A 25,567-nucleotide genomic window follows, 5' to 3' on the forward strand; every position below is an offset into this window, starting at 1 on the left:
TAGTTTTGAGTATCACTAAAAATAGATAAGATGAGTATATCATGGAAAGGCGTTATGCCTGCGGTTACTACTAAGTTTACTAATAAAGATGAATTAGATTTAGACATGTTTTCAGTTAACATTAAAGCGCAATTAGACGCTGGTGTTAGTGGAATAATACTAGGGGGTACTTTAGGTGAAGCGAGCACACTTACCTATGATGAGAAAAAAATATTAATGAAGGAAACCGTAAAGCTTGTAAAGGGCGAGGTCCCTGTTATTATTAATATAGCAGAGCAAACTACTAAAGGTGCTATTCATGCTGCCGAGGTTGCTGAAGATTGTGGTGCTACAGGTTTAATGATGCTGCCACCAATGCGCTATAAAGCGAATGATTATGAAACAGTAACTTACTTTAAAGAAACTGCCAAAAGCACAAGCTTACCAATTATGATTTATAATAATCCTATCGATTATGGTATTATGGTGACTTTAGACATGTTCGATGAGCTTATGGATTGTGATAATATTCAAGCGGTTAAAGAATCTACGAGAGATATTTCTAATATCACCCGTATTAAATCGAGGTTCGGTAATCGTTTAAAAGTTTTAACAGGTGTTGATACCTTAGGTTTAGAAAGTGTTTTAATGGGTGCCGATGGATGGGTAGCTGGATTGGTTTGTGCATTTCCAGCAGAAACATGTGCTGTTTACGAGTTAGCGAAAGCAGGAAGAATTGAAGAGGCACTGGAAATTTACAGATGGTTTTTACCTTTATTAGAATTAGATATTAGTCCGCAATTGGTTCAAAATATTAAAATGGCAGAAGTAGCTACAGGTATCGGAACTGAAAATGTACGTGCGCCAAGATTACCTTTAATCGGTACTGAAAGAGAACGCGTAGCTGCTGTTATTAAAAAAGGAATGGCTTCTAGACCAAAATTACCTAAGTATAAAGGAATTAACTAATTGCTTTTTTATTAGTGGTGATGAAATTAGAAGATTAATTAGATTGAATAGTAAAAAGAGAATCATAAGTTATTAAAGGTTCTTTCTTTATTTTTGAGTACCACATAAAAATATAAAATGATAAGCGGAAAAAATATAATAGGAAACAAGTTGTCAAAACAAGGAGATGTAACCTATAAAACATTCAATCCTAAAACGAATAAAGAGACCAATTTTACATTTTACGAGGCGACCTCGGTTGAAATTAATGAAGCGGTTGAATTGGCTTCTGAAGCTTATAAAGTTTATAAAGATTTGCCTGGTACTAAGAAAGCTGAATTTTTAGAAGCTATAGCTTTAGAAATTGAAGCTTTAGGAGATGAATTGATAGAGACTTATTGTAAGGAATCTGGTCTGCCAGATGGTAGGGCCCGTGGAGAACGTGGTCGTACTATGGGCCAATTAAGAGCGTTTGCGGCGCTATTGAAAGACGGTTCTTGGGTAGAGGCTGTAATCGAAAAAGGACAACCAGACCGAGAGCCAATGCCTAAAGCAGATATTAGAAAAATGCTATTTCCATTAGGACCTGTTGTGGTATTTGGAGCCAGTAATTTTCCATTGGCATTTTCAACTGCCGGTGGTGATACCGCAAGTGCGCTTGCAGCAGGATGCCCTGTGATTGTAAAAAGTCACCCAATGCACTCAGGAACGGGAGAATTAGTTTCTTCGGCAATTATAAAAGCTGCTGAGAAAACAGGAATGCCAAATGGCGTTTTTTCAAATTTAAATAGTAGAGGTATTGAGGTAGGTCAACAATTAGTAAAACACCCTAAAGTTAAGGCTGTTGGTTTTACAGGTAGTTTATATGGTGGTATGGCCTTATATAAATTGGCAAACGAACGCGATGAGCCTATTCCTGTTTTTGCAGAAATGGGTAGTATAAACCCAGTAGTTATTTTTCCTTCTGCATTTGAAGCTGCTGGCGATGTCTGGGCAACCAAATACGCATCATCGATAACTATGGGTGCGGGTCAATTTTGCACCAATCCTGGCTTGGTTTTAGGTATAAACGGAGAGCAATTGGATGCTTTTGCGAAAACCTTATCTCAAGAAATTCTAAAGCTTGAACCAACCTACATGTTGCATCCAAATATATATGGTATATATAACGAGGGAAAAAATGATTTGTCTGGGCAAGATGGGGTTACTGTTATCGCAGATTATACAAAAGAAACTAGTGCAAATGTAGCGCGACCAGCAATATTGAAGGTAAGTGGAGCTAAGTTTTTAGCGAATCCAAAACTTCATAAGGAGGTTTTCGGGCCTTTCTCTGTAATTGTAAGTTGCGAAAACGCGGCACAACTAGAAGAAATATTAAATAATTTAGAAGGCCAATTAACAGGTACGATATTAGGAAACGAAAAGGATCTTTCAACGTATGGTAATGTGGTTGATGCACTTCAAAGCAGGGTTGGGCGAATTTTGTTCAATGGGGTGCCAACGGGTGTAGAAGTCTGTTCTTCAATGGTTCATGGTGGGCCATTTCCCGCATCAACCGATGCTCGTTTCACCTCTGTGGGTACGTCGGCTATCAAAAGATGGGTGCGCCCAGTTTCTTTTCAAGATTGGCCTAATAAATTTCTTCCAAAAGCACTACAAAATGAAAATCCATTAGGGATTGTACGTTTAGAAGAAGGCAGGTATACGAATTAAATTAAAACAAATGAAAAGCTTGAGTTATAAATTCAAATATGTTTTTACGATTTTACATATGTCGTTACTTCTATTTACGATGTATTCTCAAGCTCAAAATAGAGGACCATCATTAACTGCGATAATTTCGGAAATAGAGGGGTACAGTTCTTTTGACAGAAGTGAACACCCCTTGGGCGTTTATAAAGAATCTTTAGCAAAAAAAGATGCTGAGTTTGCATTAAAACAACTAGCTATTTTAAATAGATTAGATAAGAATAAACTATCTGAAACTGAATTGATATCCTGTGAACTTTTAAGGTTTCAACTTCAAAATCAGGTAAATGAGTATGAGTATAAAATGTATTTAAATCCTATTCAGGCGGATCAAGGATTTCATTTAAATCTTAATTATAGGATTACACCAATTTTAAGCTATGATGACGCAAAACAGTATCTGAAAATGCTTGGTGCCATACCTGATTTTGTTGATGAGCATATCATTTTATTGAAAAAAGGATTGAAAGAAGGTGTTTCTCAACCCAAAATCATTTTTAAAGGATACCAATCTACTTATGATACACATATTGTAAACGATTATTCGCAAAGTAGTTTCTACGGACCTTTACAACAGCTACCTGAAGTAATTAATAAAGTGCAACAAGATTCGATTACAGTTGCTGCCCAGAAAATTATAATGGATAAGGTTGTGCCATCATTCAAAAAGATCAAAACTTTTTTTGAAACCGATTATATACCGAATACACGAAATGCTATCGGTGTATCTGAAACCCCCAATGGTTTGGAGTTTTATCAAAATAGAATCAATTATTATACAACTACAACTGAATATTCAGCAGATGATATTCACACTATAGGCATTTCTGAAGTCGCCCGTATTAAGTCTGAAATGAATGCTATTATCGAAGAGGTGAATTTTGAAGGAAGCTTTTCAGAATTTTTAACCTTTCTTAGAACGGATTCTCAATTTTATGCAAAAACAGGTGATGAACTTTTGATGAATGCACGGGATATAGCAAAACGTATCGATGCCGAATTACCAAAATATTTTTCAATTTTACCGCGCCGCCCTTATGGTGTTATAAAAGTGCCCGATGCCATCGCACCAAAATATACTGGTGGAAGATACTCTGGGCCTTCATCAGAAACACAACCAGGATATTATTTGGTGAATACCTTTAAATTAGAAAGTAGACCATTGTATACGTTACCTTCACTTACTGCACATGAGGCTGTACCTGGTCATCATTTACAAGGAAGTTTAAATAAGGAATTGGGTGATAGTATACCGAATTTTAGAAGAAATATGTACTTGTCTGCCTATGGTGAGGGTTGGGCACTGTACACCGAGTTTTTAGGGAATGAGCTTGGTATTTATAGAACACCATATGAAGAGTTCGGTAAATTGACTTACGAAATGTGGCGTGCGTGTAGGTTGGTTGTAGATACCGGCATTCATGCCAAGGGGTGGAGCAGAGATGATGTAATAGATTATATGATGGGTAATACGGCATTATCTGAACATGAGATAAACACAGAAACGGATCGTTATATCGCTTGGCCAGGTCAGGCTATTTCATACAAAATTGGAGAATTGAAAATTAGGGAACTTCGGAAAAAAGCTGAAGAATCTTTAGGTATTAAGTTTAGTATTCGTGATTTTCATGAAATCGTTTTAGAACAGGGTACGGTAACATTACCTATTTTAGAGCGTAGGGTAAACGCTTATATTAATCGTACGAAATAAGTTTTTTATGGCGAGAAATACATTTGCTTGTATCGATGCCCATACGTGTGGCAATCCTGTTAGGGTAATAAAACATGGCGGCCCAGATTTGGTCGGTACTACCATGAGCGAAAAGCGGCAACATTTTTTAAAAGAGTTTGATTGGATTCGTAAGGGGTTAATGTATGAACCGCGAGGCCATGATATGATGAGTGGTAGTATATTTTACCCTCCAAGTGATCCAAACAATGATTTCGGAATTTTGTTTATTGAAACAAGTGGCTGCCTACCCATGTGCGGTCACGGAACTATTGGCGCTATTACAATAGGTATTGAAGAAGGATTGATTAATCCTAAAACCCCGGGTGAAGTCCGTATGGAAACCCCTGCAGGTTTGGTTAAAATTAGTTATCAGCAGACGAATTCTAAAGTTGATTGGGTGAAATTGACGAATGTAAAATCGTATTTAGCAGCTACAGATTTAACGATAGTATCATCAGATTTAGGCGAGCTTACTTTTGATGTTTCCTATGGAGGCAATTTTTATGCTATTGTCGACCCGCAAGAAAACTTTTCAGGAATACAAGATTTTTCTGCAAGTAAATTAATTCAGTTCAGTCAGGAAATTAGGGAGAAAATCAATGATAAATATCCAGATATTTTTATTCATCCAATAGATTCAACAATTAGAAATGTAAGTCATCTATTATGGACAGGTACTACTATTTCTGAAACCGCAACCGCTAGAAATGCAGTTTTCTATGGAGATAAAGCTATTGACCGCTCACCTTGTGGTACTGGTACATCTGCTCGAATGGCACAATGGTACGCTAAAGGAAAGTTAGCTTTAAGAGAAGATTTTATACATGAGAGTTTTATCGGGTCGCAATTTATAGGTCGTGTTGAAGAAGAAACAACTTTAGCTGGTATACCAGCAATTATACCCAGTATAAAAGGTTGGGCCAAAATTTATGGTCATAATACTATTACGATTGACGATGATGATCCCTACGCTTATGGATTTCAAGTAATTTAAAAGTATAAATAAGCAACCAATGAAAAATTTTAATCTGTATTTCGTACTAATCATACTCTTTCTTGGAAGTTGCAAGGATAAAAAGGTAGAACCTGATAAACCTCTTTCTATTATAGATAAAGTTTCAGAACAGTATGAGTATTTATATGAAAATGCAATTCCTTTTGTCGATACAGAAAAACCAATGCCTAGAACTATCGTGAATGGTAAGTTGCACACAGTTGGTATTTATGATTGGACCAGTGGATTTCACCCAGGATCTATGTGGAATTTATACGGACTAACAAAAAATGAAGAATGGAAGAATAGGGCCACCTACTACACAAAACTTTTAGATACGATACAATATTGGGAGGGTACACATGACCTGGGTTTTATGATAGGGGATAGTTATGGTAATGCTTTAAAGTATTTGAATAATGAAGACTATAAAAAAGTAATGGTTCAAGCAGCTAAATCACTTTCTTCGCGCTTTAAACCAAAAGCAGGGATTATACAATCTTGGGAATCCAATGATCGTTGGCAATGTCCTGTAATTATTGATAATATGATGAACTTAGAAATGTTGTTCGAAGCAACGAAGATTTCTGGTGATTCTACTTTCTACGATATAGCCGTAACACATGCAGATACGACTATGTCCAAACATTTTAGAAAAGATTATAGTTCGTACCATGTATTGGATTATCATACCGAAACAGGAGAAGTTTTAAAGCGAAATACAGCTCAAGGGTATCAAGATGAATCTGCATGGGCTAGGGGCCAGGCATGGGGCCTGTATGGTTTTATAATAATGTACAGGGAAACTAAAAATCCTAAATATTTAAATCATGCAAAAAAAATTGCAGGGTTTATAATGAACCATCCAAACCTACCAAAAGATAAAGTTCCTTATTGGGACTACGATGCGCCCGTTACAGCGCAAACACCTCGTGATGCATCTGCAGCGGCAATAACGGCATCGGCACTGTATGAACTCAGTACCTTTGTTGAAGGTGATTTAAAATTAGCTTATAAAAATGAAGCTACTACAATTGTAGAAACTTTAAGCAAAGAGCCTTATTTGGCTAAGTTGGGAACGAACGAAGGTTTTCTTTTAAAGCATTCTACAGGTCATCTACCTGATGATTCTGAAATAGATGTGCCCATAAATTACGCTGATTACTACTTTTTAGAAGCCTTGATGCGTCAACGTGAAATGGTTAAATAATATTTGGTATGGCAAAAAATATAGTAATAATTGGCGGTGGTATCGTAGGGTTGTGTTCTGCGTATTACTTGAGTAAAGATGGCCATCAGATAACGATAATCGATAAGGGAGATATTACTTCTGGAGCTTCATTTGTAAATGCAGGCTACATAACACCTAGCCATATTATACCGTTGGCATCACCTGGTATGATTGCAAAAGGCATAAAAATGATGTTCAATTCTGCAAGTCCGTTTTACATGAAACCAAGACTAGATGCAGAATTCTTGAAATGGTCATGGTATTTTCATAAGTCTTCGACAAAAGCTAAAGTTGAAAAAGCGATCCCCATAATTAAAGAAATTAATCTCATTAGTAGAGAATTATTTACTGATATTAGAAATTCGGGTGATTTAGGTGAGTTTCAACTTGAACGTAAAGGTTTATTAATGTTATATAAAACTGAATCAAGTTATTTACATGAAAAGGAGATTGCCGACAGAGCTAGTTTTTTGGGTCTTGAAGTTTCAGATTTGAATAAAACTGAATTGAAAAAGATAGAACCTAATGTGAATATCGATGCAGAGGGAGCCATTCATTATGAATGTGACGGTCATACTACGCCAACCGAAATAATGCCCAAAATGTTGAATTATCTTAAAACCGTTGGCGTTAAAATTTGCATTGACGAAGAAGTTCTCGATATAAAAACTGGTTACGGCGTAATTAAGGAAGTAATAACCGATAAAAATAACTACCAACCAGATGAAGTCATTTTGGCTGCAGGTTCTTGGAGTGGGGAACTTTCAAAAAAACTAAATCTAAAATTATCCTTACAAGGCGGTAAAGGCTATCGTATTAATGTAGTGCGTAATACTGGTATATCAATGCCCGCTATACTAATGGAAGCCAAAATGGCGGTGACACCCATGAATGGATTTACACGTTTCGCAGGTACAATGGAATTTTCTGGGAATAATAATATAGTTAGAAAGGAACGTGTGTTGGCAATTGCCAATGGCGCACATTCATTTTATCCCGATTTGAATATTAATTCCGCTGAGATAGAAAGTGCCAAAACAGGATTACGACCGGTTTCTCCCGACGGCTTACCATATATAGGTAAGTCTGCAAGTATCAAAAACTTAATTATAGCTACGGGTCATGCCATGATGGGGTGGAGCCTTGGGCCTGCAACCGGTAAGTTAGTTTCTGAGTTAATAAATGATAAAAAGACTTCTATGAATTTAACTGCTTTTAGCCCAGAAAGAACATTTTAAGTAAATCGTTTAAAAATTCATCGTTACTAAATTACCATTCACCGACAGCAACTGTTCATTCATCTACAGTAGACATTTTAATGGTTCCTTAATTTTGACATTTATAGTATCAATATATTTATGCAATGGATATTCTATTAATAGAAGATGATTTAATCGAGGTGATGAAGTTGAAACGTACTGTTTCTAAACTGAATTTAAAGCATTCAATCATTGAAGCAAAAAATGGTGAAGAAGCATTGAGCTACCTTAGTTCTGGAGAGAAATTACCAGATATTATTCTATTAGATTTAAATATGCCTAGAATGAATGGTCTAGAATTTCTATCTATTTTAAAGAAAGATGAATTGTTGCAGTATTTGCCAACGATAATTTTAACTACATCAGAAAATAGAGCCGATTTACTTAAATGCTACCAAGCTGGTATTGCTGGTTATGTGATTAAGCCATTAAAATATGAAGATTACGAGTACAAGTTAAACGCTGTTTTAGAGTACTGGAGTGTTAATCAACTAGTGAAAGGCTAACAAAAAAGCTCATTTCACAACATTTTTATTTAATTACGTATTAATTTTCCTACGTTTGAGATATGATTTAAAAGTTTCAAATGAAGGGAATTGTATTTACTGAGTTTTTGGAAATGGTTGAGTCCGAATTTGGTCTAGAAACCGTTGACAATATTATTGAAAAATCAAACTTACCATCAGAGGGCATATATACCTCGGTAGCAACCTATGAATTTAATGAAATGGTTGCCCTAATCACACAATTAAGTGAAGAGGTGAATTTACCGGCAGGAGATTTAATCTATGCTTTTGGGCTTTATTTATTTTCTAGTTTAAAAAATGCCCATCCCGAAGTTATACAAAGTTATAGATCACCAATTGCTTTGTTATATTCTATAGAAGACCACATACACGTACACGTTAAAAAGTTATATCCAGAGGCAGAGTTACCAACTTTTAAGATTCTTGAAAAGACTGACATGTCCATATCTATGATCTATACCTCAACTAGAGGGCTATATAGATTAGCAGAAGGCTTAATTGAAAAAGCATTTGAACACTTTAATGGTAAAGCTCAAATAACCTACGAACTTTTAAAAGAGGACGGTACGGAAGTAAAATTTGATATCGTACAGAATGGATAATAAGGAAGTTGTTCTCCTGAAAAAGGCATTAGAAAGGCAAAAAAAAGCACGTCAACAAGCAGAGAGAATTTTAGAAGCAAAATCTAAAGAGCTTTACGATGTTTCCCATCATTTAAGGGAGGCAAACGGTAAGCTTGAAAATTTACTAAGTGAGAAATCTTCTGAATTAGATGGTGTATTTATTAACATTATTGACCCATATGTAGTTATGGACCTTCAATTTAATGTTATCAATATGAATAGATCGGCGAAAGAATTTTTGGGATTCGATCACACTACTAAAGTTGTAAACCTTTCACAATTTATTCATCCCGATTATTTATCATATACGAACGAATCGATGCGTTCTATGATGGAAGTTGGTACGCTATCAAATTATCGTGCAAAACTCATCTTAGATGATCGTACAGAAAAATTTGTTCAAATAAACGCCAGTCTTATTTACAATACAGATCGTAAACCTATTGCAGCACAGGGTATTATTAGAGATATTACAAGTGAACACGAAGTAAAAAAGCTGGTTTCTGAACAGAAGAAACAATTAGATATTATCGTAGAGAATTCTCCTTTAGGTATTATTTTGGCTAAAGATGGTATAATCATCAAAGCCAATAACACATTTGTTGACATGCTTGGCTATAGTGAGGATGAACTTAAAAATATTTCTTTAAAAGCTATTTCTGAGCCAGACAATGATACTTGTGAAGATGACCAAATTAATCTCATGCATGCTGGTAAATTAGATAAGTTTACTACAGTATTAAAGTTCTTAAAAAAAGATGGCTCTAATTTTATGGCTAAAACCAGAATGACTGCAATCTTAGATAATGAGGTTAAGACAGATTATCAGGTGGCTATGATCGAAGATATTTCAAAAGAACTTGATGCCGATAGAAGGCTTAAGGCCTCTGAAAATAGATTGGCGGCATTGATATCTAACTTGCAAACAGGTGTGCTTTTAGAAGATGAGGACGGTAAAATAGCCTTGACGAATCAAATGTTCTGCAATCTTTTTAATATTGAACAAACTCCAATTCAGCTTATTGGTAATGATTGTGTTGAATCTGAAGAGCATAATAAAAAGTTCTTTAAAAATTCTGAGAAGTTTATAAGTAGAATAGAAGAAATACTAACAAAAAGAGAAACTGTATTATCAGATGAACTTGAAATGATCGATGGTAGAATCTTAGAAAGAGACTATATACCTATTAATAATGATGGAGATTATAAGGGGCATTTATGGGCATATCATGATGTAACGATAAGTAAGAATTACAGGAAAAATTTAGAGGCACAACGAGAAAAATATAGCAGTATCATAGCGAATATGAATCTTGGTATTGTCGAAGTAGACAATCAAGATATTATACAAATGGTAAACCAAAGCTTTTGTCAAATGAGTGGTTTTGATGAGGATGATTTGTTGGGCCAGGTATTATCCAATATTATTATTTTTAAAAAGAACGAATTTTTCTTAGAAAAGAATATCAGAAGATTGAAAGGAGAATCTGATTCTTATGAGGTAGAGGTATTCAACAAACAAAGAAATAGAAAGCACTGGCTAATTAGTGGAGCACCTAGATATAACGATTCTGGTACGGTAATAGGATCTATAGGTATTCATTTAGATATCACTGATCAAAAAGAATTAGAATTACAGAAAGAAAATCTTGTTTCAGAATTAGAAAATAGTAATCAAGGTCTACAAGAATATGCGCATATAGTATCTCATGATCTTAAATCACCTTTAAGAAGCATCAGCGCATTGGCTACTTGGTTATATGAAGATTATAAAGATGTTTTAGATGAAGGTGGAAAGCAAAATTTAGAGCTCATGCAAGAGAAAGTAGCCTCAATGGATAAATTGATCCACGGTATCTTAGAATACTCCACAGCAAACAGTTCTGAATTGGATGATTCTAAAGTAGATTTAAATACTGTTATCTCTGATATTGGAGAAACAATTTACATTCCCGAACATGTTAAGTTAGTAGTGCCTAAAACGCTACCTACAATTGTTGCCGATCGTATTAAGATGCACCAAGTTTTTCAAAATATTATCGGTAATGCCGTTGTTCATATAGAAAGAGAAATAGGGCTAGTAGAAGTGCTATTTAAAGATTTGGTTGATCAATGGCAATTTACGATTAGTGATAATGGTGTTGGCATACCTGAAGAGTATCATAAAAAGATTTTCGACATATTTCAATCTATAGGTAATAATGAAAGATCAACGGGTATTGGACTTTCAATAGTTAAAAAAATTATTGATCGTTACAATGGTACCGTATGGGTAGATAGTATCGTTGGAGAAGGAACTCAATTCCATTTTACCATTAAGAAAAACGAAATTTGAAAAAATAACCAATGAAAATAGTTCAAGCAATTAAAAAATCGAATGAACCTTTTGTATTTAATGAGAAAAGAATATCATTAAGAGAACCTTTAGTTTTGGTTTTCGGAAATCGTTATATGTTAGAAAGTGAACATATATTTGATGAGGTGAAAGACTTATTTCCATATGCAAATATAGTTTTCGGTACTACTTCTGGCGAAATTATAGACGACAAAGTTTTAGATGGTACTATTGTTTTAACGGCTATTGAATTTGAAAAAAGTTCTGTGGTAATTAAGCGAAGTAATATTAATGATTATAAGAATAATGATATTAAGTTAGGTGAGAGCCTAATGGCAAAATTTCCTAAAGAGAATTTAAAACATCTATTAGTTATTTCAGAAGGTAGTTCGGTTAATGGTAGTGCTTTAATTAGTGGATTAGAGAAAGTAAAGAATACCGGTACAAGCCTATCTGGAGGACTTTGTGGAGATGATGATCGTTTTGAAAGAACTTTGGCTTCGTATAATGAAAACCCTAAGGAAGGCGAGATAATTGCAATAGGTTTTTATGGTGAGACCTTAGAAATTACAAGTTCTAATTATGGTGGATGGACTCCGTTTGGTCCTGAAAGAATAATAACAAAATCTGAAGGTAATGTTTTATTTGAACTTGATGGTAAACCCGCTTTGGACCTTTATAAAACGTATTTAGGTGAAAAAGCTAACGAATTACCTAAATCTGCATTACTTTATCCATTAAGTGTTCGAATAGAAGAAGATTCAGAACCTTTGGTTCGAACCATTTTAAATATAGATAACGATAAAAACGCGATGATTTTGGCTGGTGATATGCCAGAAGGGTCAAAGGTCCAATTAATGATGTCATCGGTAGAAGATATTGCAAATGGTGCTTTTCATGCCGCAGAGTTGGCAATGAAAGGGCGCGAAAAAAATCCTGAGTTGGCAATATTAATAAGTTGTATTGGTCGTAAATTGGTCATGGACCAAAGAACTGAAGAAGAAATTGAGGAAGTGAAATCTGTTATAGGAGATGATACTTTTATTAGTGGTTTTTATTCCTATGGCGAAATGGCACCATTTAGCGGTCACCAAGAATGTAAATTGCACAATCAAACAATGACCTTAACTTTATTTAGCGAATAATGCATTCTTTATTAAAAAGACAACTTAGAAAATACCTATCGTCAGACCTTGAAAGACATCCAGATATGGAACGTTTTTTAGAGGCGATAGATAAGTCATATGAAAATCATGATGAAAAGTTGTCCATGCTACAAAGAGCATCAATGATAAGTTCAGACGAGTTATATGACGCGAATAGAAAATTACAGAAAGAAGCTCTACAACAGAAGAATATTTTAGTATCTCTAGAAAATGCCATACGTAGTTTAACTGAGAACTTAAATGAAGAAGAACTATTCGGACAGAATATTAAAGACGCATTTAATACCGAGCATCTGGCTACCTACATTAGTAATTTAGCGACAAAGGTTTCTGAGATGACCGCAGAAAAAGATGAACTTCTTAAAAGCTTAGAGAATCAGAACCAATCGTTGAATAACTATGCTCAAATGGTTTCCCATGATTTAAAATCTCCGATACGAAATATCAATGCTTTGATGAGTTGGATCATGGATGATGAAAAGGAAAAATTTTCTGATGCCAGCAAGGAAAACTGCTCATTGGTATCTCAGAATCTAACCAAGATGGATAAATTGATTACTGGCATTTTAAACCATGCTACAATGGGTGAAACCGAAGAGCATAGAGTTTCTTTCGATGTTGATAATGTTTTAAAAGAAATCGTGCAAACTATCTATGTGCCCGAGAACATAACATTTGCATATGCAGATAATTTACCGCAAATGTTGTTTGAAAGAGCAAGGTTAGAGCAATTGTTCATGAACTTGTTTACTAATGCCGTTACGGCTACCGAAAATGTAGAAAATGGCGTTATCAAAATTGGCTATGAACCAGATGAGATTTTTTGGAAATTTAGTGTCACCGATAATGGTAGGGGTATACCAGAAAAGCATCAAGAAGGAATTTTTAAAATGTTCAAAAAGTTAGAAACTACTAACAATGCCACTGGTATCGGCCTTGCAATTGTTAAGAAAATTGCAGTTCTTTATGAAGGTGATGTATGGTTAGAATCTAAGGAAAACGAAGGAACCACTTTTTTTATTACCTTAAAAAAGAATATATGATAGAACAACCAAACCTTAACTACGTCGATGAGCTTGCAGGTGACGATATTGAATTTAGAAATCAATTTATCACGATTATCAAAGATGAGTTTCCTTTAGAAAAGGTAGAATATCAGGGCCATGTATCTAATAATAGAGTAAAAGCTACTGCAGAGATTGTTCATAAGCTTAAACATAAATTCAATATTTTAGGAATGGAGAATTCATACAAACTAGCAGTTACGTATGAGATGGAATTATTAGATGGAAAAAATGGTAGTGAATCTAAATTTAATGAGATTTTAGAAACCATTGAAAAATATATAAAAACAATTTAAATGAACTGTATTATAATCGATGATGAAGCTACGGCAAGAGCAATTGTGAGGCAGTTGTGTTCAAAAATTCCAGAACTCGATGTAATTGAAGAATTTGACAATGCCATTTCAGCAATTAAGTTTTTAAACCAACAGAATATCGATGTCATATTTTTAGATATTCATATGCCAGGCTTTAGCGGGGTTGATTTTGTACAGACATTAAAAAACCCTCCGAATATTGTTTTAACTACATCGGACACCAATTTTGCCATAGCCGCTTATGAATATGAATGTATCGTAGATTATTTAGTAAAACCCATTACACAAGATAGATTCGAAAAAAGTATAAAGAAAATATCGGGGTTAACGACCAATCAACCAAAATCCATAATTGAATCCAAACAAGATTCGGTTGAAGGTGATGATTTATATATTAATATTGATAGAAGACTCGTAAAGCTTAAGCTAAATGAAATTTTAGTTATTGAAGCTAAAGGAGATTATATAGAGGTTAAAACTGAAAAGGAAGAATATAGGGTACATACAACATTGAAAAAAATAAAGGAAAAACTACCTGAAAAATTATTTTTGCAGATACACCGATCTTACATTATTAATTTTATAAAGATTATTGATATTGAAGATAACAGTGTGTTAATCGCAAAAAATGTGGTGCCTATTAGTCGCTCTAATAGACCAGAATTAATGAGGCGCCTGAATCTTTTATAAAATATTTTTAAACACTTCGGTAGAATCTTATATAGAAGAATTGATTGATTAGTATTTTTGTCAATCAACATATTACTATTCAATTTATTGGAAATTTGAACTATGATTTTGAAATCTAGTTAAAGTATATTTCATTAGTCTAATGACTGATTTTCAAAATATGTTGAAGAGTTAGCTTTTTACAAAGTGTAGTTTTATAAAAATTAATCGAGATTTAGTTTTTTATAAAATAAAGGTTTCTTCAAAAACAGCCATTTAGCTTTTAATCCAATTTCTGTAAACTCAAAACCAGCGGCAGTAGCAGAGGCAATATTACTATACTTGCCATAAACGCTCATGCTAAAACGTTTAGAAAATTGATGTTGTACAGAAGTTTCTGCTCTGAAAATAGTCGTTTTAGGGTCGTCTTCTACTTGTTGAATACCAGTGGCTGCACTAGCCATATAGGTTGTTTTTTCTGAGATTTTACCACGTATATCTGCAAATAATTCAACGGCCTTGTATTTTTCGGGACTAAAGTATATGGTGGGTACTTGATCTTTAAAAGTAATATACTGGTAGTTAACTCCCATTTTTAGTGCAGGTTTACGAAGAACATTATAATATAAAGAGGTGAACAATAGATTTCGAACGTTATTATCACTTTGTTGGGTGTGCATTAGTTGGGTGTACCAACCAAAATTTACATTGGTGCCTAAGTTGTAGTTAATTCCGTAATGGTTCTGTATAATTTCACGCTCTATTAATTCGGCATTAAAACTTTGCACTTCTCGCTGATACCCAAGTGTTAAGTTTTGTAGTTTAAAAGGTTGTAAATCTAATTTAATATCTAAAACAGGTTGTGTATATGCTTCATCTAAAAATCGAGAATTGTTTAAACCTATAACCGTTCTTAAAACTGTTTTAGGAAATAACTTGTATTGTAAACCGGCCAATAACACACGAGAGGTTGCTTTGTTATCAGTAACACTATTTTCAGTCGTTCTAAAAAAGTAAGATACCGTAGTTCTAAACTTTGTAGTAAAAGGAACATCGATTGTAGTATTGGTAAAAAACGCAACGTTATTACCATTATCGAAAGTATAAGCGGCATGTTCTTCGATAGTAGGAGTGTGCATTAAGTTAAGTTTTTCAATGAAACCTTTTGCATCTTTTTGATTCTTATAAAATTTAAGAGTTTGGTTGGCCATGTTATAGGCGGGTATAATTAAGTCTGCCGCAAATAATGCATTTGCCTTACCCAGATTACCATCGAAAGAAGCGCTATCATTCACTAAAATTTTATCATAACTTTCTAAGCTAGATTTTGGGTCTCCGGTGTAAAGACCACGTGTTGCTTTTAATGCGTGAATCCAATTTCTATTTGGGTAATGTTTCTCAAGACTATCAATTTGTTTTTTTGCCGTAATAAATTTTCTATTCCAAATCAGTGCCTGTATATAACGATCATAGGTTTGTTCGGTAAGCTTAGTATCATTTAGTTTAATAGCTTTTAAAGTGGCTGTTTTTGAAATAGTAAGTGCTTCTTTGTCATTTTCATCTATATGCTCTGCTAACACAATACCATTTAATGAGGTAATAGAATCTTTAGGTGTTGTTGCATACCTTAAATACATGCTCTTTGCTTTATCTACTTGCTTCGTAATTAGATAAAGATTTGCCAAGTTGATTAGAACATCTTTGTCATTTGGAAAATCATTAAAGATTTCTTTTAACAATTGTTCACCTTTTCCATATTCCTGGTTATTTACATATTCATTGGCATAGCCCAATCTCATGAACTTTCTGGAAGTTTTAGCACTGCTATTTTCTGGTTGAAGTGCTATAGCTTTTTCAACCCAACTTAGAGCAGATTTATACTCCTTTAGGTTACTAAGGGTATTTGCATACCCTAAAACTGCTGCAAACTGCCTAGGGTTTCTCTCTACCAAGTCAGCATATAAAGGTTTAGCTTTTTTATATTCTTTTGCCCATAGATACGATTCGTTATAATTAATTTCTATTTCAAAATCACCCGGATAATCTTTTAAAAGTTCTGAGAATAAATTTGTTGCTTTTTCTGGTTCACCACTAAGCCCAACAGCCCGCCCATAACATAATTTGGCAGTTTTATTATCAAGGTCGGTTTTTAGGTATTCACCAAAAAAAAGTTCGGCTTCTTGAAAGTTTCCCTTTTCTAACATATCAAACCCTTTTGACATATCAGATTGTGCCCTCAAAAGAGAAGTTGTAATCAAAAAAATAAAAAGTACTCTACGAATCATTTAAAGTGAGATTAATACTACAAATACCTAACGGTAATTATTCTAATTTATTTGTCATTATCAATAATGTAAAGATAAAACTGGAGCTACGGTTACGGGAGTTAGATAATTGCCATTCGTCTACAGCAACTGGTCATCGGCCTAAAGCAGCGAAATTACAAGGGTATGCTTAAAGATATTTGACGTATAAATTGGTAGAAGTTTAGATATTAAAAAAATAACCATGACAGCAATTAAAGTAGTACTGAACAAGGTTTCGCCAGAAAAACTCTTTATGAGTAGTGTAATTCTGGTTAATGGAGGTAATTATCTTTATAATTTGGTCTTAGGTAGATTGCTTGGTCCGGCGGCATATAGCGAGGCTGCTTTGCTTATTACATTGCTGTTGGTTCTATCCTTTTTAGGAATGACTTTTCAACTTGCCACTGCAAAATTCGCCATCTTATTTACTGATACCGAATGGGTAGCCCTAAAACAACTTTTATATAAGTATGCGCTTACTTTTGGTACGGCAATCGGTATTTTACTATTTGCATTTGCCGATAGTCTTCAGCAAATATTTCACACACAATCTGCCTTAATGTTCAAGACATTTGCTGTAACAGTACCGTTGTATTTTTTTATGTCTGTAAATCGCGGTAAGTATCAAGGTAGACAACATTATCAAAGTCTTTCCATTACCTATCAAACAGAAATGTGGAGTAGATTATTGTTAACGTTAGGTCTACTTTGGTTGGTGCCAAAAGAACCTGCCTTTGTTGTATCATTAGGTATAGCCCTTTCTTTTATCTTCGGATTGATTCCTACCAATATCAATCTTAAAAATTTCACCAAAACCATTTCGTTATCGAAAGTAAATAAGAAAAAAGTAGTAAACTTCTTAATATTGACAGCTTGTTACGAATTCACTCAAATAGTAATAAATAATAGTGATGTACTTTTAGTAAAACACTATTTTGATACAGTAGATGCAGGTCTTTATTCTTCTTTGGCGATGATTGGTCGCGTAGTTTATTTAGTTGCTTGGATGTTCGTTATGCTGCTGTTGCCTTCGGTTGTACAAAAACAGAAAGATGGTGAAGCTACAGCACCTGTGTTAATTAAATATGTTAGTTACATTGGTTTATTGGCAATCGCAATCGTATTCAGTTGTGCGGTTATTCCAGAACTGATAATTCAAATAATGTTCGGTGAAGCATATATTTCTATGGCTCCTCTTTTGTGGCAGTACGCCTTGGCAACTTCATTATTCGCTATCTCTAATATTTTTGCCTATTACTTTTTGTCTTTGGATCAATACTTTCCGGTAATACTTTCCGGATTGCTAGGGATTTCTCAAATTGTTATGATAACTTTTTTCCATAGTACCTTATATATTGTAGTTCAAGTACAAATTGTGGCAATGGTAGCATTACTTGTAGCACAACTTCTTTATTTTGCACACTATAGCATTTTAAATAAGGCTACCTAATACCCAGGTACTTGGTAAACAACCGGTAGTTCTGGCGTATTGCACCATGCTGGTAGTTATGGTAAGGCCGTTGCTTTACCAGTTTTAGGAGACCTAAGTATATTAGTTAAAGAAGAAGGATATAAAGGTGAATTTTTTGAACCTGAAAGTGTAGAGTCGTTAGCAATTGCTATTGAAAATATTTTGCTGCACGATTCATACAGAATGTATTTAGCGAAAGCCAATTATCATGCAACAAGTTCATTACCTATTTCAGATATTACAAAAATGTATATAGAATATTTTAAAATTTTACAATTGGCCAAGTCTAAAGGATTCAATTTAGATGTACCACTTGTTGAAAATGAATTGATGTTATAAACTATTTGGTTAGGTTAAGTGAGAAAGGGAGTAGTTTGGTTAGCTGCTCCCTTTTAATTTTTAAACATTGCATGTTGATTATAGTATATATATTAAAGTACAAGTGGTAACAAATCATAGGGTTTTCGTTTAAAGTGGTACATCTATTTTTAAACTATTTTACGATTTTCTTACAATATTACTTGAATAATACGTTATATGTAAGTTAAATCTTACTTAAATATTATCATGAAAATACTAACTATTGATGATCAACAACTTATTCTTTTATCGGTTGAAAGACGCCTTTCTGAATTAGGTTACAGTGTTAAGACCGCTAATACTGGTCAAATGGGAATAGAACTGTTCGATTCTTTTGAGCCTGATTTAGTGCTTGTTGATATTAATATGCCAGACATGTCTGGTCTAGAGGTGGTAAAACATATTAAATCTGGTACAAAAAAAGGTGTTCCGGTTTTGGTAATGTCTGGTAATACCCAAGAAAACATCATCATGGACGGTTTTACTTTAGGCATCGATGATTACATGAAAAAGCCTGTAAGTTTAGATGAAATGGCGGCACGTATAAAGCGACTTGTTGGTGCTCCTATTATTAGTGACAGTTCGCAAGTTTCTACTAACGCTAGAATGTTGCAAAAAAATTGTGTAGGCGTTGTAATACCTTGTTATAATGAGGAAGAACGTCTTTTAAGCACTGAGTTTAAAGACTTCGCGCATAAGAATCTTGGTTACCATCTTTGTTTTGTTAATGATGGTAGTACCGATAAAACCTTAGAGGTTTTAGAGAAATTGAAAAAAGGTAGCGAAAGCAATATCAGTATTTATAATTGCGAACAAAACGGTGGTAAGGCAGAAGCTGTACGTCAAGGTATGTTGCATTTGGCTAAAGATGAGCAATTAGACTATATAGGCTTTTTAGACGCCGATTTATCTACAGATTTTAGAGATTTTGATGATTTGGTGGAAACATTGGACCAATCTAATTTTAAAATAGTTAGTGGATCTAGAATGAGTAGAATGGGGGCTAATATTACTAAAGAATCCGCACGTAAGATTATTAGTATGACCATTAACCTTATCATCAGAACCATCTTAAGAATGCCATTCAATGACACGCAATGTGGCGCAAAAGTTATGGACCGTTCTGTAGTACCATTACTTTTCGATAAGCCATTTATTACCAAATGGTTGTTCGATGTTGAAATGTTCATCAGAATGCGAAAACATTATGGTAAAACCGAAGCTAAAAAAATTATTTGTGAGCAACCTCTTAAACGTTGGATCCATGCCGATGGGTCTAAATTATCTATGAAGGATTCAGTAAAAATTGTTGGTCAGTTGGCAAAAATCGCCTTTGTCTACAGGTAATTATTGAAACTTAAAATCAACTAGATAAGACCTAAATTCATGTCAGCAATAAAAATAACTTTAAAGAAAGTATCCCCTAAGCATTTGTTTATGGGTAGCGCCTTGCTGGTCAATGGTGGTAATTATTTATATAATTTACTCTTAGGTAGATTATTAGGGCCAGAAGCGTTTGCCGATGCGGCATTGTTGGTAACATTGTTATTGGTTTTGTCTTTCGTTGGGATGACATTTCAGCTCGCCACCACCAAATTTGCAGTGTTATTTTCAGATGAAACGTGGGTTGTCTTTAAGGATACCATGTATCGGTATGCATTGGTTTTTGGTGTGTTTACAGGAATTCTTGTGCTTACTTTTTCAAAGAATCTTCAAGAGCTATTTAATACACAGAATCATTACATGTTCATGATTTTTGCTGTGGCCATACCCTTGTACTTTGTTATGAGTGTAAATAGAGGAAGGTTTCAAGGAAGGCATGACTTCGGAAAATTAGCGGCCACTTATCAAACAGAAATGTGGAGTAGGCTCTTGCTTACTTTTGCTTTGCTATTATTGATGCCTTTTGAACCGGGAATTTTAATTGCAGCAGGTATAGCGCTATCGTTTGTCTTCGGACTTTTTCCTTCGGATTTTAAAGGAGTTCAAGTTTTTTCTAAAAGTAAACTAGCTGCAGTTGATTTAAGACAAGTCTGGATTTTTATTGGGCTTACCGCTGGTTATGAACTCACGCAGATTATCATAAATAATAGCGACATTCTACTGGTAAAGCATTATTTTAATGATAAAGATGCTGGTCTATACTCATCATTAGCGTTGATTGGTAGGGTTGTTTATTTCGTTGCTTGGATGTTTGTTATGTTATTAATGCCAACGGTAATTCAGAAGCAAAAAGATGGAGAACCAACTGCACCTGTACTTTTTAAATATGTATTCTTTATTGGTGGCTTATCAACCTTCATAGTATTTGTTTGCTTTTTACTCCCAAATTTGATAATCACCTTAATGTTTGGTGATGCTTATTTATCAATAGCACACCTACTTTGGAAATATGCTTTGGCAACATCATTATTTGCAGTCTCTAATATTTTCGCTTATTACTTTCTGTCGTTAAACCAATATTCACCTGTAATACTATCTGGCTTATTAGGGTTTTCACAAGTGGCACTCATAATGCTATACCATGACAATCTTGAAACAGTAGTGCATATGCAAATAATTGCAATGGTTATACTATTGGTTGCACAGCTATTGTTTTTCATCATAAAAAATTCATCATCTAAAATGGATATGGTTGTTAATAACACGCTTTAACCATCAAATTATATTTTAATAAAACTTAACCAAAATGAAATTAGCAATTGTAACCGCATACCCACCTAGTAAAGTAACTTTAACAGAATATGGTTACTATTTGGTGCAACATTTTAGACTTCAAGAAGAAGTTACAGAATTGATATTGATTACCGATCGTACCGAAGAACCAAAAGATTTAAATTTTGAGGAAAACGGCTGTAAGATTACCGTTAAAGAATGTTGGAGTTTTAATAGTTATACTAACATTTTTAATATTAGTAAAACTATTTCGCAAACTAAGCCAGATGCTGTTTTATTCAATTTACAATTTTTAAAATTTGGGGATAAAAAAGTACCTGCAGCCTTGGGCTTAATGCTTCCTTTTATCTGTAAAATGAAAGGAATTCCAACGATATCATTGCTTCATAATATTCTTGAAAAAGTAGATTTGGAGAATGCAGGCTTTACCAATAATAAAATACTTCAAAGTATTTATAATTTTATAGGTACCACGTTAACCAAATTTGTTCTTGCATCAGATATACTAGCTGTTACCATAAGTAAATACGTGTCTACGTTAGAAGAAAAATATAAGGTTAAAAATGTAGCATTGATTCCGCATGGCGCCTTTGAAACTCCTCCAGAGCCAGATTATAAATTACCAGCGGGCCCAAAGCAGGTTATGGCTTTTGGCAAGTTTGGTACGTATAAAAAAGTAGAAATATTGATAGAGGCGGTGGAGGAAATCAGGTCTAGATTAAATGAAGATATAGAAATTGTTATTGCAGGTACAGATAGCCCGAACACACCGGGTTATTTGGACGAAATGAAAGAGAAATATAGCCATGTCCCACAAATTCGTTTTACAGGTTATGTTGCAGAGGAAGATGTGCCGAAACTTTTTGGTGAAAGTGCGGTGACCGTTTTTCCATATACCTCTACAACGGGTAGTTCAGGAGTTTTACATCAAGCTGGTAGTTATGGTAACGCAGTAGCTTTGCCAGACCTTGGTGACTTAAGCACTTTAGTTGAGGAAGAAGGTTATAAAGGTGAGTTTTTTGAAGCCGATGATACGTCATCTCTTGCAACGGCAATTGAGAAAATTCTAACAAACGATGCGTATAGAATACAACTCGGAAAGCAAAATTATAAGGCGGCATGTTCATTGCCAATGTCTGCAATTACCCAAATGTATATAGATTACTTTAAAGCTATTCAGAAATCGAAAGAGACGGGGTTCAATATTGATATTTCAACAATAGAGAAGAAATTGGTTCATTAAGGATCGATATGGTTAATATTTATGGGCTGGTTTTTAACCAGCCTTTTTTTATTCTAGAAGGTCTAGTTCAATTTAGGCATGAATGTTTGTGGCGGCGTAGAAAGTTAGAAAACTATAGACACTAAATACACTGTAGGGTAACCTTGTTTATTATTGATTAATTAACTCAAAGTATGCGGGTTTTTTATTTCCTAAGGAATCTAGGCAACCAAAGAAATGTTGCTTTTTGGTTTTCCAAGGTAAATTTCCTGCCACGGAACTAGGTACATTTTTAAAGTCATATAACGTCCAGAACATGTACGGTATGTTATTATCTTTCAATAATTGTTGCATTTCTTTATAGTATTCTTTTTGTCCTTCTTCGGCTGCTCCTCTATACAAGTTCCATACTCCTTTATACGAAGACATGCCATACTCCTGAAGCACTTTAGGTTTGTTGGGTACTTTAGCGTTTAGGGTGTCGTATGTACTTTTAAAGTCCTCTATATCCCTGTAATAATGATAGGACACAAAATCTACTTTATCGGCTAGTTCAACACCAGCTTCTGGTGTAGACCAACCAATGGTGATTGGGTGATTTTTATCCCATTTCTTAATGTTATCGATCATTTGTTCTAACCAGCCAAGCACACGCAAACGACCACGGGAATCAAAATCTAGATCGGGTTCATTTTTTATATCCCAACCTAAAAGAGCTGGGTGGTCTTTAACAGCATTTACAATGGTCTCAGCATGTCTATGCGTAAGCGTCCAATTAGAAACATCATAATCGCCGTAAAAATCGAATAAAGTAATTAATACATCTAACTCGTTTTCTTCAGCACTATCTAAGAGGGTTTTTAAGAGTTGTAGTTTTTTATAATCAACCCTGTTTTTTCCAAAATCATCATACTGAATAAATACGCGGATGGTGTTTAACCCCATATTTTTAATGATTTCAAAATCTTGATTAATGATAGTATCGTTAAATTTTTTCCCGAATGTATTCCACGGGGAGTCTTTAGGGTAGTAATTAATTCCTTTTATGTTCTCAACTTTTTTAAGTTTACTCCGTATTTTTCTTTGCTTTCTTTTAGTGGTATCTCCTGGTGTAGGTATTTCTTTTAGGTGTCTAATGCGCCAAAATCCATCCTCTAACAGCATCATAACTTGGTAACTGGTGGTATCCTTTTCTTTAGACAATAGCGTTTCGCCTTCATAAACTTCTTGGTACTCTTCAACATTATAATCTTTGAAGACGACCATTGTACCATCTGCCGTATAAAAGTCTAAAGAAGAATTGTGGTTTAGCGTTGTTCGTTTATACCAGTGATTGTTCTTTTTGTTTAAATCAATGTTATCATACAATCGTACCCTGGCGCTATCGGTATAAAAATCTTCTATACCGTAACGGTCATTTTTCTTATATGCTATATTGCGAACGTGCCATGCATTCATATAATCGTTTGTAATTTCTCCCAACGCTTGCTCCTCCATTGGTCTTCCTGGGTTTTCCAAGTTTATCCATTCTACATTTGGCTTGTACACATCTTCCATGGGTACCTCTAAATGCAGCATAGAGGTTTTGTCCGCACCGGTATTCATAAAGGACCATGCAGCTCCAATTCCATATATGACCAGTCCGTTAATAGCCAAAAATGTGACTATTAGTACCATTCTGTATAATGTTTTATTTAATTGTATCGCCATGAATGTTCTTTGTAAATTCTTTTGTAATTCCTGCTGCGAACAATTTTAGTTGATAATTTCCTTCAGGAAGAAAGTGTTCGCCCAAAAATATATTACATGCACCATTTTTAGTGGTTGTTTTTTTAGATGTGATGAATATTCCGTCGGCATCATAAATATCTAATTGCAAAAGAAGACCATCGGGAATTAGCTGCTTCATAAAACTTTCGAACGGACCAATATCTATATTTCTATTTCCTTTGGAAAAATGAACGGGATAGTCTTTAACAGCAGCTTTAAATGAGAATTCTGTAGTATTACTCTCGGCTGCACCGGTAACAAATGCCTGAATTTCCCAATTGGTTGCTTTATCTGGGTGTAAGGTTTTCGCTTCTGCAATACCATTTACCGTTGTACCAATAGTATATAAATATGAGTCGTTCTCATTTTTGATTACGAAAGTAACCAACGTACCATTGGTAACCATATTGCCGAATTCATCTTTTATGATATCCGATTTAAAAGTGATGATTTGATTACCGTCTGCAAAATTATGAGCGCTAGAGGCGGTTATGCCAAAATTAGTTGCGTTGGAAGGGTAAACAATAGTTGCAAGTTCTTTAGAGTTAATGCCGTTACATTCTGATGAGACTAATATTCTACCAGATTGCAAGGTTGACCTCACATTGTAAAAAGCGAAAAAACTCTCTGTAGTGATTTTTAGTTCATTGATATTCTCTAAAAATTGATATTTAACAGTGACTTCAGTGCCATTATCTAAAGGATTGTCATAGGCATCGGTCGGAGATATCGTAAGCATTGAATAATCATTATACCCCGCGGTGACGCTTCGAGGTCCGAAATAAGACTCAATATAAGTGGCCTTGAGGGTATTTGTTGTAATATCAAATTTGCCATTATGTAATGTATGACCATTTAATAGTAGCTTCCATCTGCAGGGACCGGCAATTCTAGTGAAATTTGTGGGAATGTTGAACGTAATTAATTCATTAGATGCATTCTCCGTTTCCAGTATTACATTTCCATAGGCATTCTTCACCTGTAGTTTCAGATCTTTTATAGCACCATCTGCTTTGAATGACAGGGTAATAGGATTTCCTGCTATACTAGAATTTGGTTGGGATACCAGTTCTACTTTAGGGTAGCTGAATTCTTTTGGTCGTTCTTCTTTTTTATCAGAACAACCAAGTAGTATAAGACTTAAAACGATTAAAATTTTAATGTGCATA

The 25,567-nt window shown here is 34.4% G+C and carries 21 protein-coding genes; 18 read left to right on the plus strand and 3 right to left on the minus strand.

Going from position 1 to position 25,567, the window contains the following annotated elements; genetic code table 11:
- The first annotated feature begins 30 nt into the window (after positions 1-30).
- From AACZ41_RS09370 to AACZ41_RS09430, 13 genes are all read left to right on the plus strand, one after another.
- Positions 31-948, plus strand: a complete 918-nt coding sequence (locus AACZ41_RS09370) for a dihydrodipicolinate synthase family protein (protein WP_339628155.1) — start codon at positions 31-33, stop codon at positions 946-948.
- Between the two features lie 117 nt (positions 949-1,065).
- Complete coding sequence (locus tag AACZ41_RS09375; protein WP_339628156.1) at positions 1,066-2,640, plus strand: aldehyde dehydrogenase (NADP(+)); 1,575 nt, start codon at positions 1,066-1,068, stop codon at positions 2,638-2,640.
- A gap of 10 nt (positions 2,641-2,650) precedes the next feature.
- Entirely contained in the window at positions 2,651-4,387 is a 1,737-nt protein-coding gene (locus tag AACZ41_RS09380; protein ID WP_339628157.1) for a DUF885 domain-containing protein, read from the plus strand.
- 7 nt (positions 4,388-4,394) lie between these two features.
- Positions 4,395-5,402 carry a 4-hydroxyproline epimerase gene (locus AACZ41_RS09385; RefSeq protein WP_339628158.1) on the plus strand — a complete coding sequence of 336 codons (1,008 nt, stop codon included), beginning with the start codon at positions 4,395-4,397 and terminating at the stop codon, positions 5,400-5,402.
- Between the two features lie 19 nt (positions 5,403-5,421).
- A complete protein-coding gene (locus tag AACZ41_RS09390; RefSeq protein WP_339628159.1) occupies positions 5,422-6,612 on the plus strand; it encodes a glucuronyl hydrolase in 1,191 nt (396 codons plus the stop codon).
- An 8-nt stretch (positions 6,613-6,620) separates the two neighbouring features.
- A complete protein-coding gene (locus AACZ41_RS09395; RefSeq protein WP_339628160.1) occupies positions 6,621-7,871 on the plus strand; it encodes an FAD-dependent oxidoreductase in 1,251 nt (416 codons plus the stop codon).
- 125 nt (positions 7,872-7,996) lie between these two features.
- A complete protein-coding gene (locus AACZ41_RS09400; RefSeq protein WP_339628161.1) occupies positions 7,997-8,398 on the plus strand; it encodes a response regulator in 402 nt (133 codons plus the stop codon).
- Positions 8,399-8,478: 80 nt separating this feature from the next.
- Entirely contained in the window at positions 8,479-9,021 is a 543-nt protein-coding gene (locus AACZ41_RS09405) for a heme NO-binding domain-containing protein (protein WP_339628162.1), read from the plus strand.
- Positions 9,014-11,377 (plus strand): PAS domain S-box protein, encoded by a 2,364-nt coding sequence (locus AACZ41_RS09410; protein ID WP_339628163.1) that lies wholly within the window; start codon positions 9,014-9,016, stop codon positions 11,375-11,377. The genes AACZ41_RS09405 and AACZ41_RS09410 overlap by 8 nt, the downstream gene beginning before the upstream one ends.
- Positions 11,378-11,388: 11 nt before the next feature.
- Positions 11,389-12,522 (plus strand): FIST N-terminal domain-containing protein, encoded by a 1,134-nt coding sequence (locus tag AACZ41_RS09415; protein ID WP_339628164.1) that lies wholly within the window; start codon positions 11,389-11,391, stop codon positions 12,520-12,522.
- Positions 12,522-13,586, plus strand: a complete 1,065-nt coding sequence (locus AACZ41_RS09420; protein WP_339628165.1) for an ATP-binding protein — start codon at positions 12,522-12,524, stop codon at positions 13,584-13,586. Before AACZ41_RS09415 ends, AACZ41_RS09420 begins: the two co-directional genes overlap by 1 nt.
- Entirely contained in the window at positions 13,583-13,903 is a 321-nt protein-coding gene (locus AACZ41_RS09425; RefSeq protein WP_339628166.1) for an Hpt domain-containing protein, read from the plus strand. Before AACZ41_RS09420 ends, AACZ41_RS09425 begins: the two co-directional genes overlap by 4 nt.
- Positions 13,904-14,614, plus strand: coding sequence for a LytTR family DNA-binding domain-containing protein (locus AACZ41_RS09430; protein WP_339628168.1), 711 nt, complete (start codon positions 13,904-13,906; stop codon positions 14,612-14,614).
- Between the two features lie 203 nt (positions 14,615-14,817).
- Here AACZ41_RS09430 and AACZ41_RS09435 read toward each other — a convergent pair whose 3' ends face one another.
- The gene (locus AACZ41_RS09435) at positions 14,818-16,878 is read right to left on the minus strand and encodes a tetratricopeptide repeat protein (protein WP_339628169.1); all 2,061 of its coding nucleotides are present in this window, start codon (positions 16,876-16,878) and stop codon (positions 14,818-14,820) included.
- A 223-nt stretch (positions 16,879-17,101) separates the two neighbouring features.
- Here AACZ41_RS09435 and AACZ41_RS09440 point away from each other — a divergent pair, with 223 nt between their 5' ends.
- The 5 genes from AACZ41_RS09440 to AACZ41_RS09460 all read left to right on the plus strand — a co-directional run bounded on the left by AACZ41_RS09440 (position 17,102) and on the right by AACZ41_RS09460 (position 22,649).
- On the plus strand, positions 17,102-18,349 hold the full coding sequence (locus tag AACZ41_RS09440) for an oligosaccharide flippase family protein (protein ID WP_339628170.1): 1,248 nt from the start codon (positions 17,102-17,104) through the stop codon (positions 18,347-18,349).
- Between the two features lie 39 nt (positions 18,350-18,388).
- Positions 18,389-18,709, plus strand: a complete 321-nt coding sequence (locus tag AACZ41_RS09445) for a hypothetical protein (protein WP_339628171.1) — start codon at positions 18,389-18,391, stop codon at positions 18,707-18,709.
- Between the two features lie 228 nt (positions 18,710-18,937).
- Positions 18,938-20,077, plus strand: coding sequence for a response regulator (locus AACZ41_RS09450; protein WP_339628173.1), 1,140 nt, complete (start codon positions 18,938-18,940; stop codon positions 20,075-20,077).
- 39 nt (positions 20,078-20,116) lie between these two features.
- Complete coding sequence (locus AACZ41_RS09455; RefSeq protein WP_339628174.1) at positions 20,117-21,385, plus strand: sugar isomerase; 1,269 nt, start codon at positions 20,117-20,119, stop codon at positions 21,383-21,385.
- A 34-nt stretch (positions 21,386-21,419) separates the two neighbouring features.
- Positions 21,420-22,649, plus strand: coding sequence for a glycosyltransferase (locus AACZ41_RS09460; protein ID WP_339628175.1), 1,230 nt, complete (start codon positions 21,420-21,422; stop codon positions 22,647-22,649).
- A gap of 150 nt (positions 22,650-22,799) precedes the next feature.
- On the opposite strand, the gene AACZ41_RS09465 is transcribed toward AACZ41_RS09460, so the two are convergent.
- A complete protein-coding gene (locus AACZ41_RS09465) occupies positions 22,800-24,305 on the minus strand; it encodes a cellulase family glycosylhydrolase (RefSeq protein ID WP_339628177.1) in 1,506 nt (501 codons plus the stop codon).
- Positions 24,306-24,318: 13 nt separating this feature from the next.
- Positions 24,319-25,566, minus strand: coding sequence for a hypothetical protein (locus tag AACZ41_RS09470; protein WP_339628178.1), 1,248 nt, complete (start codon positions 25,564-25,566; stop codon positions 24,319-24,321).
- Position 25,567: the final 1 nt, after the last annotated feature.

The sequence above is a fragment of the uncultured Maribacter sp. genome (assembly GCF_963974015.1).
In the GTDB taxonomy this organism is placed as follows: Bacteria; Bacteroidota; Bacteroidia; order Flavobacteriales; family Flavobacteriaceae; genus Maribacter.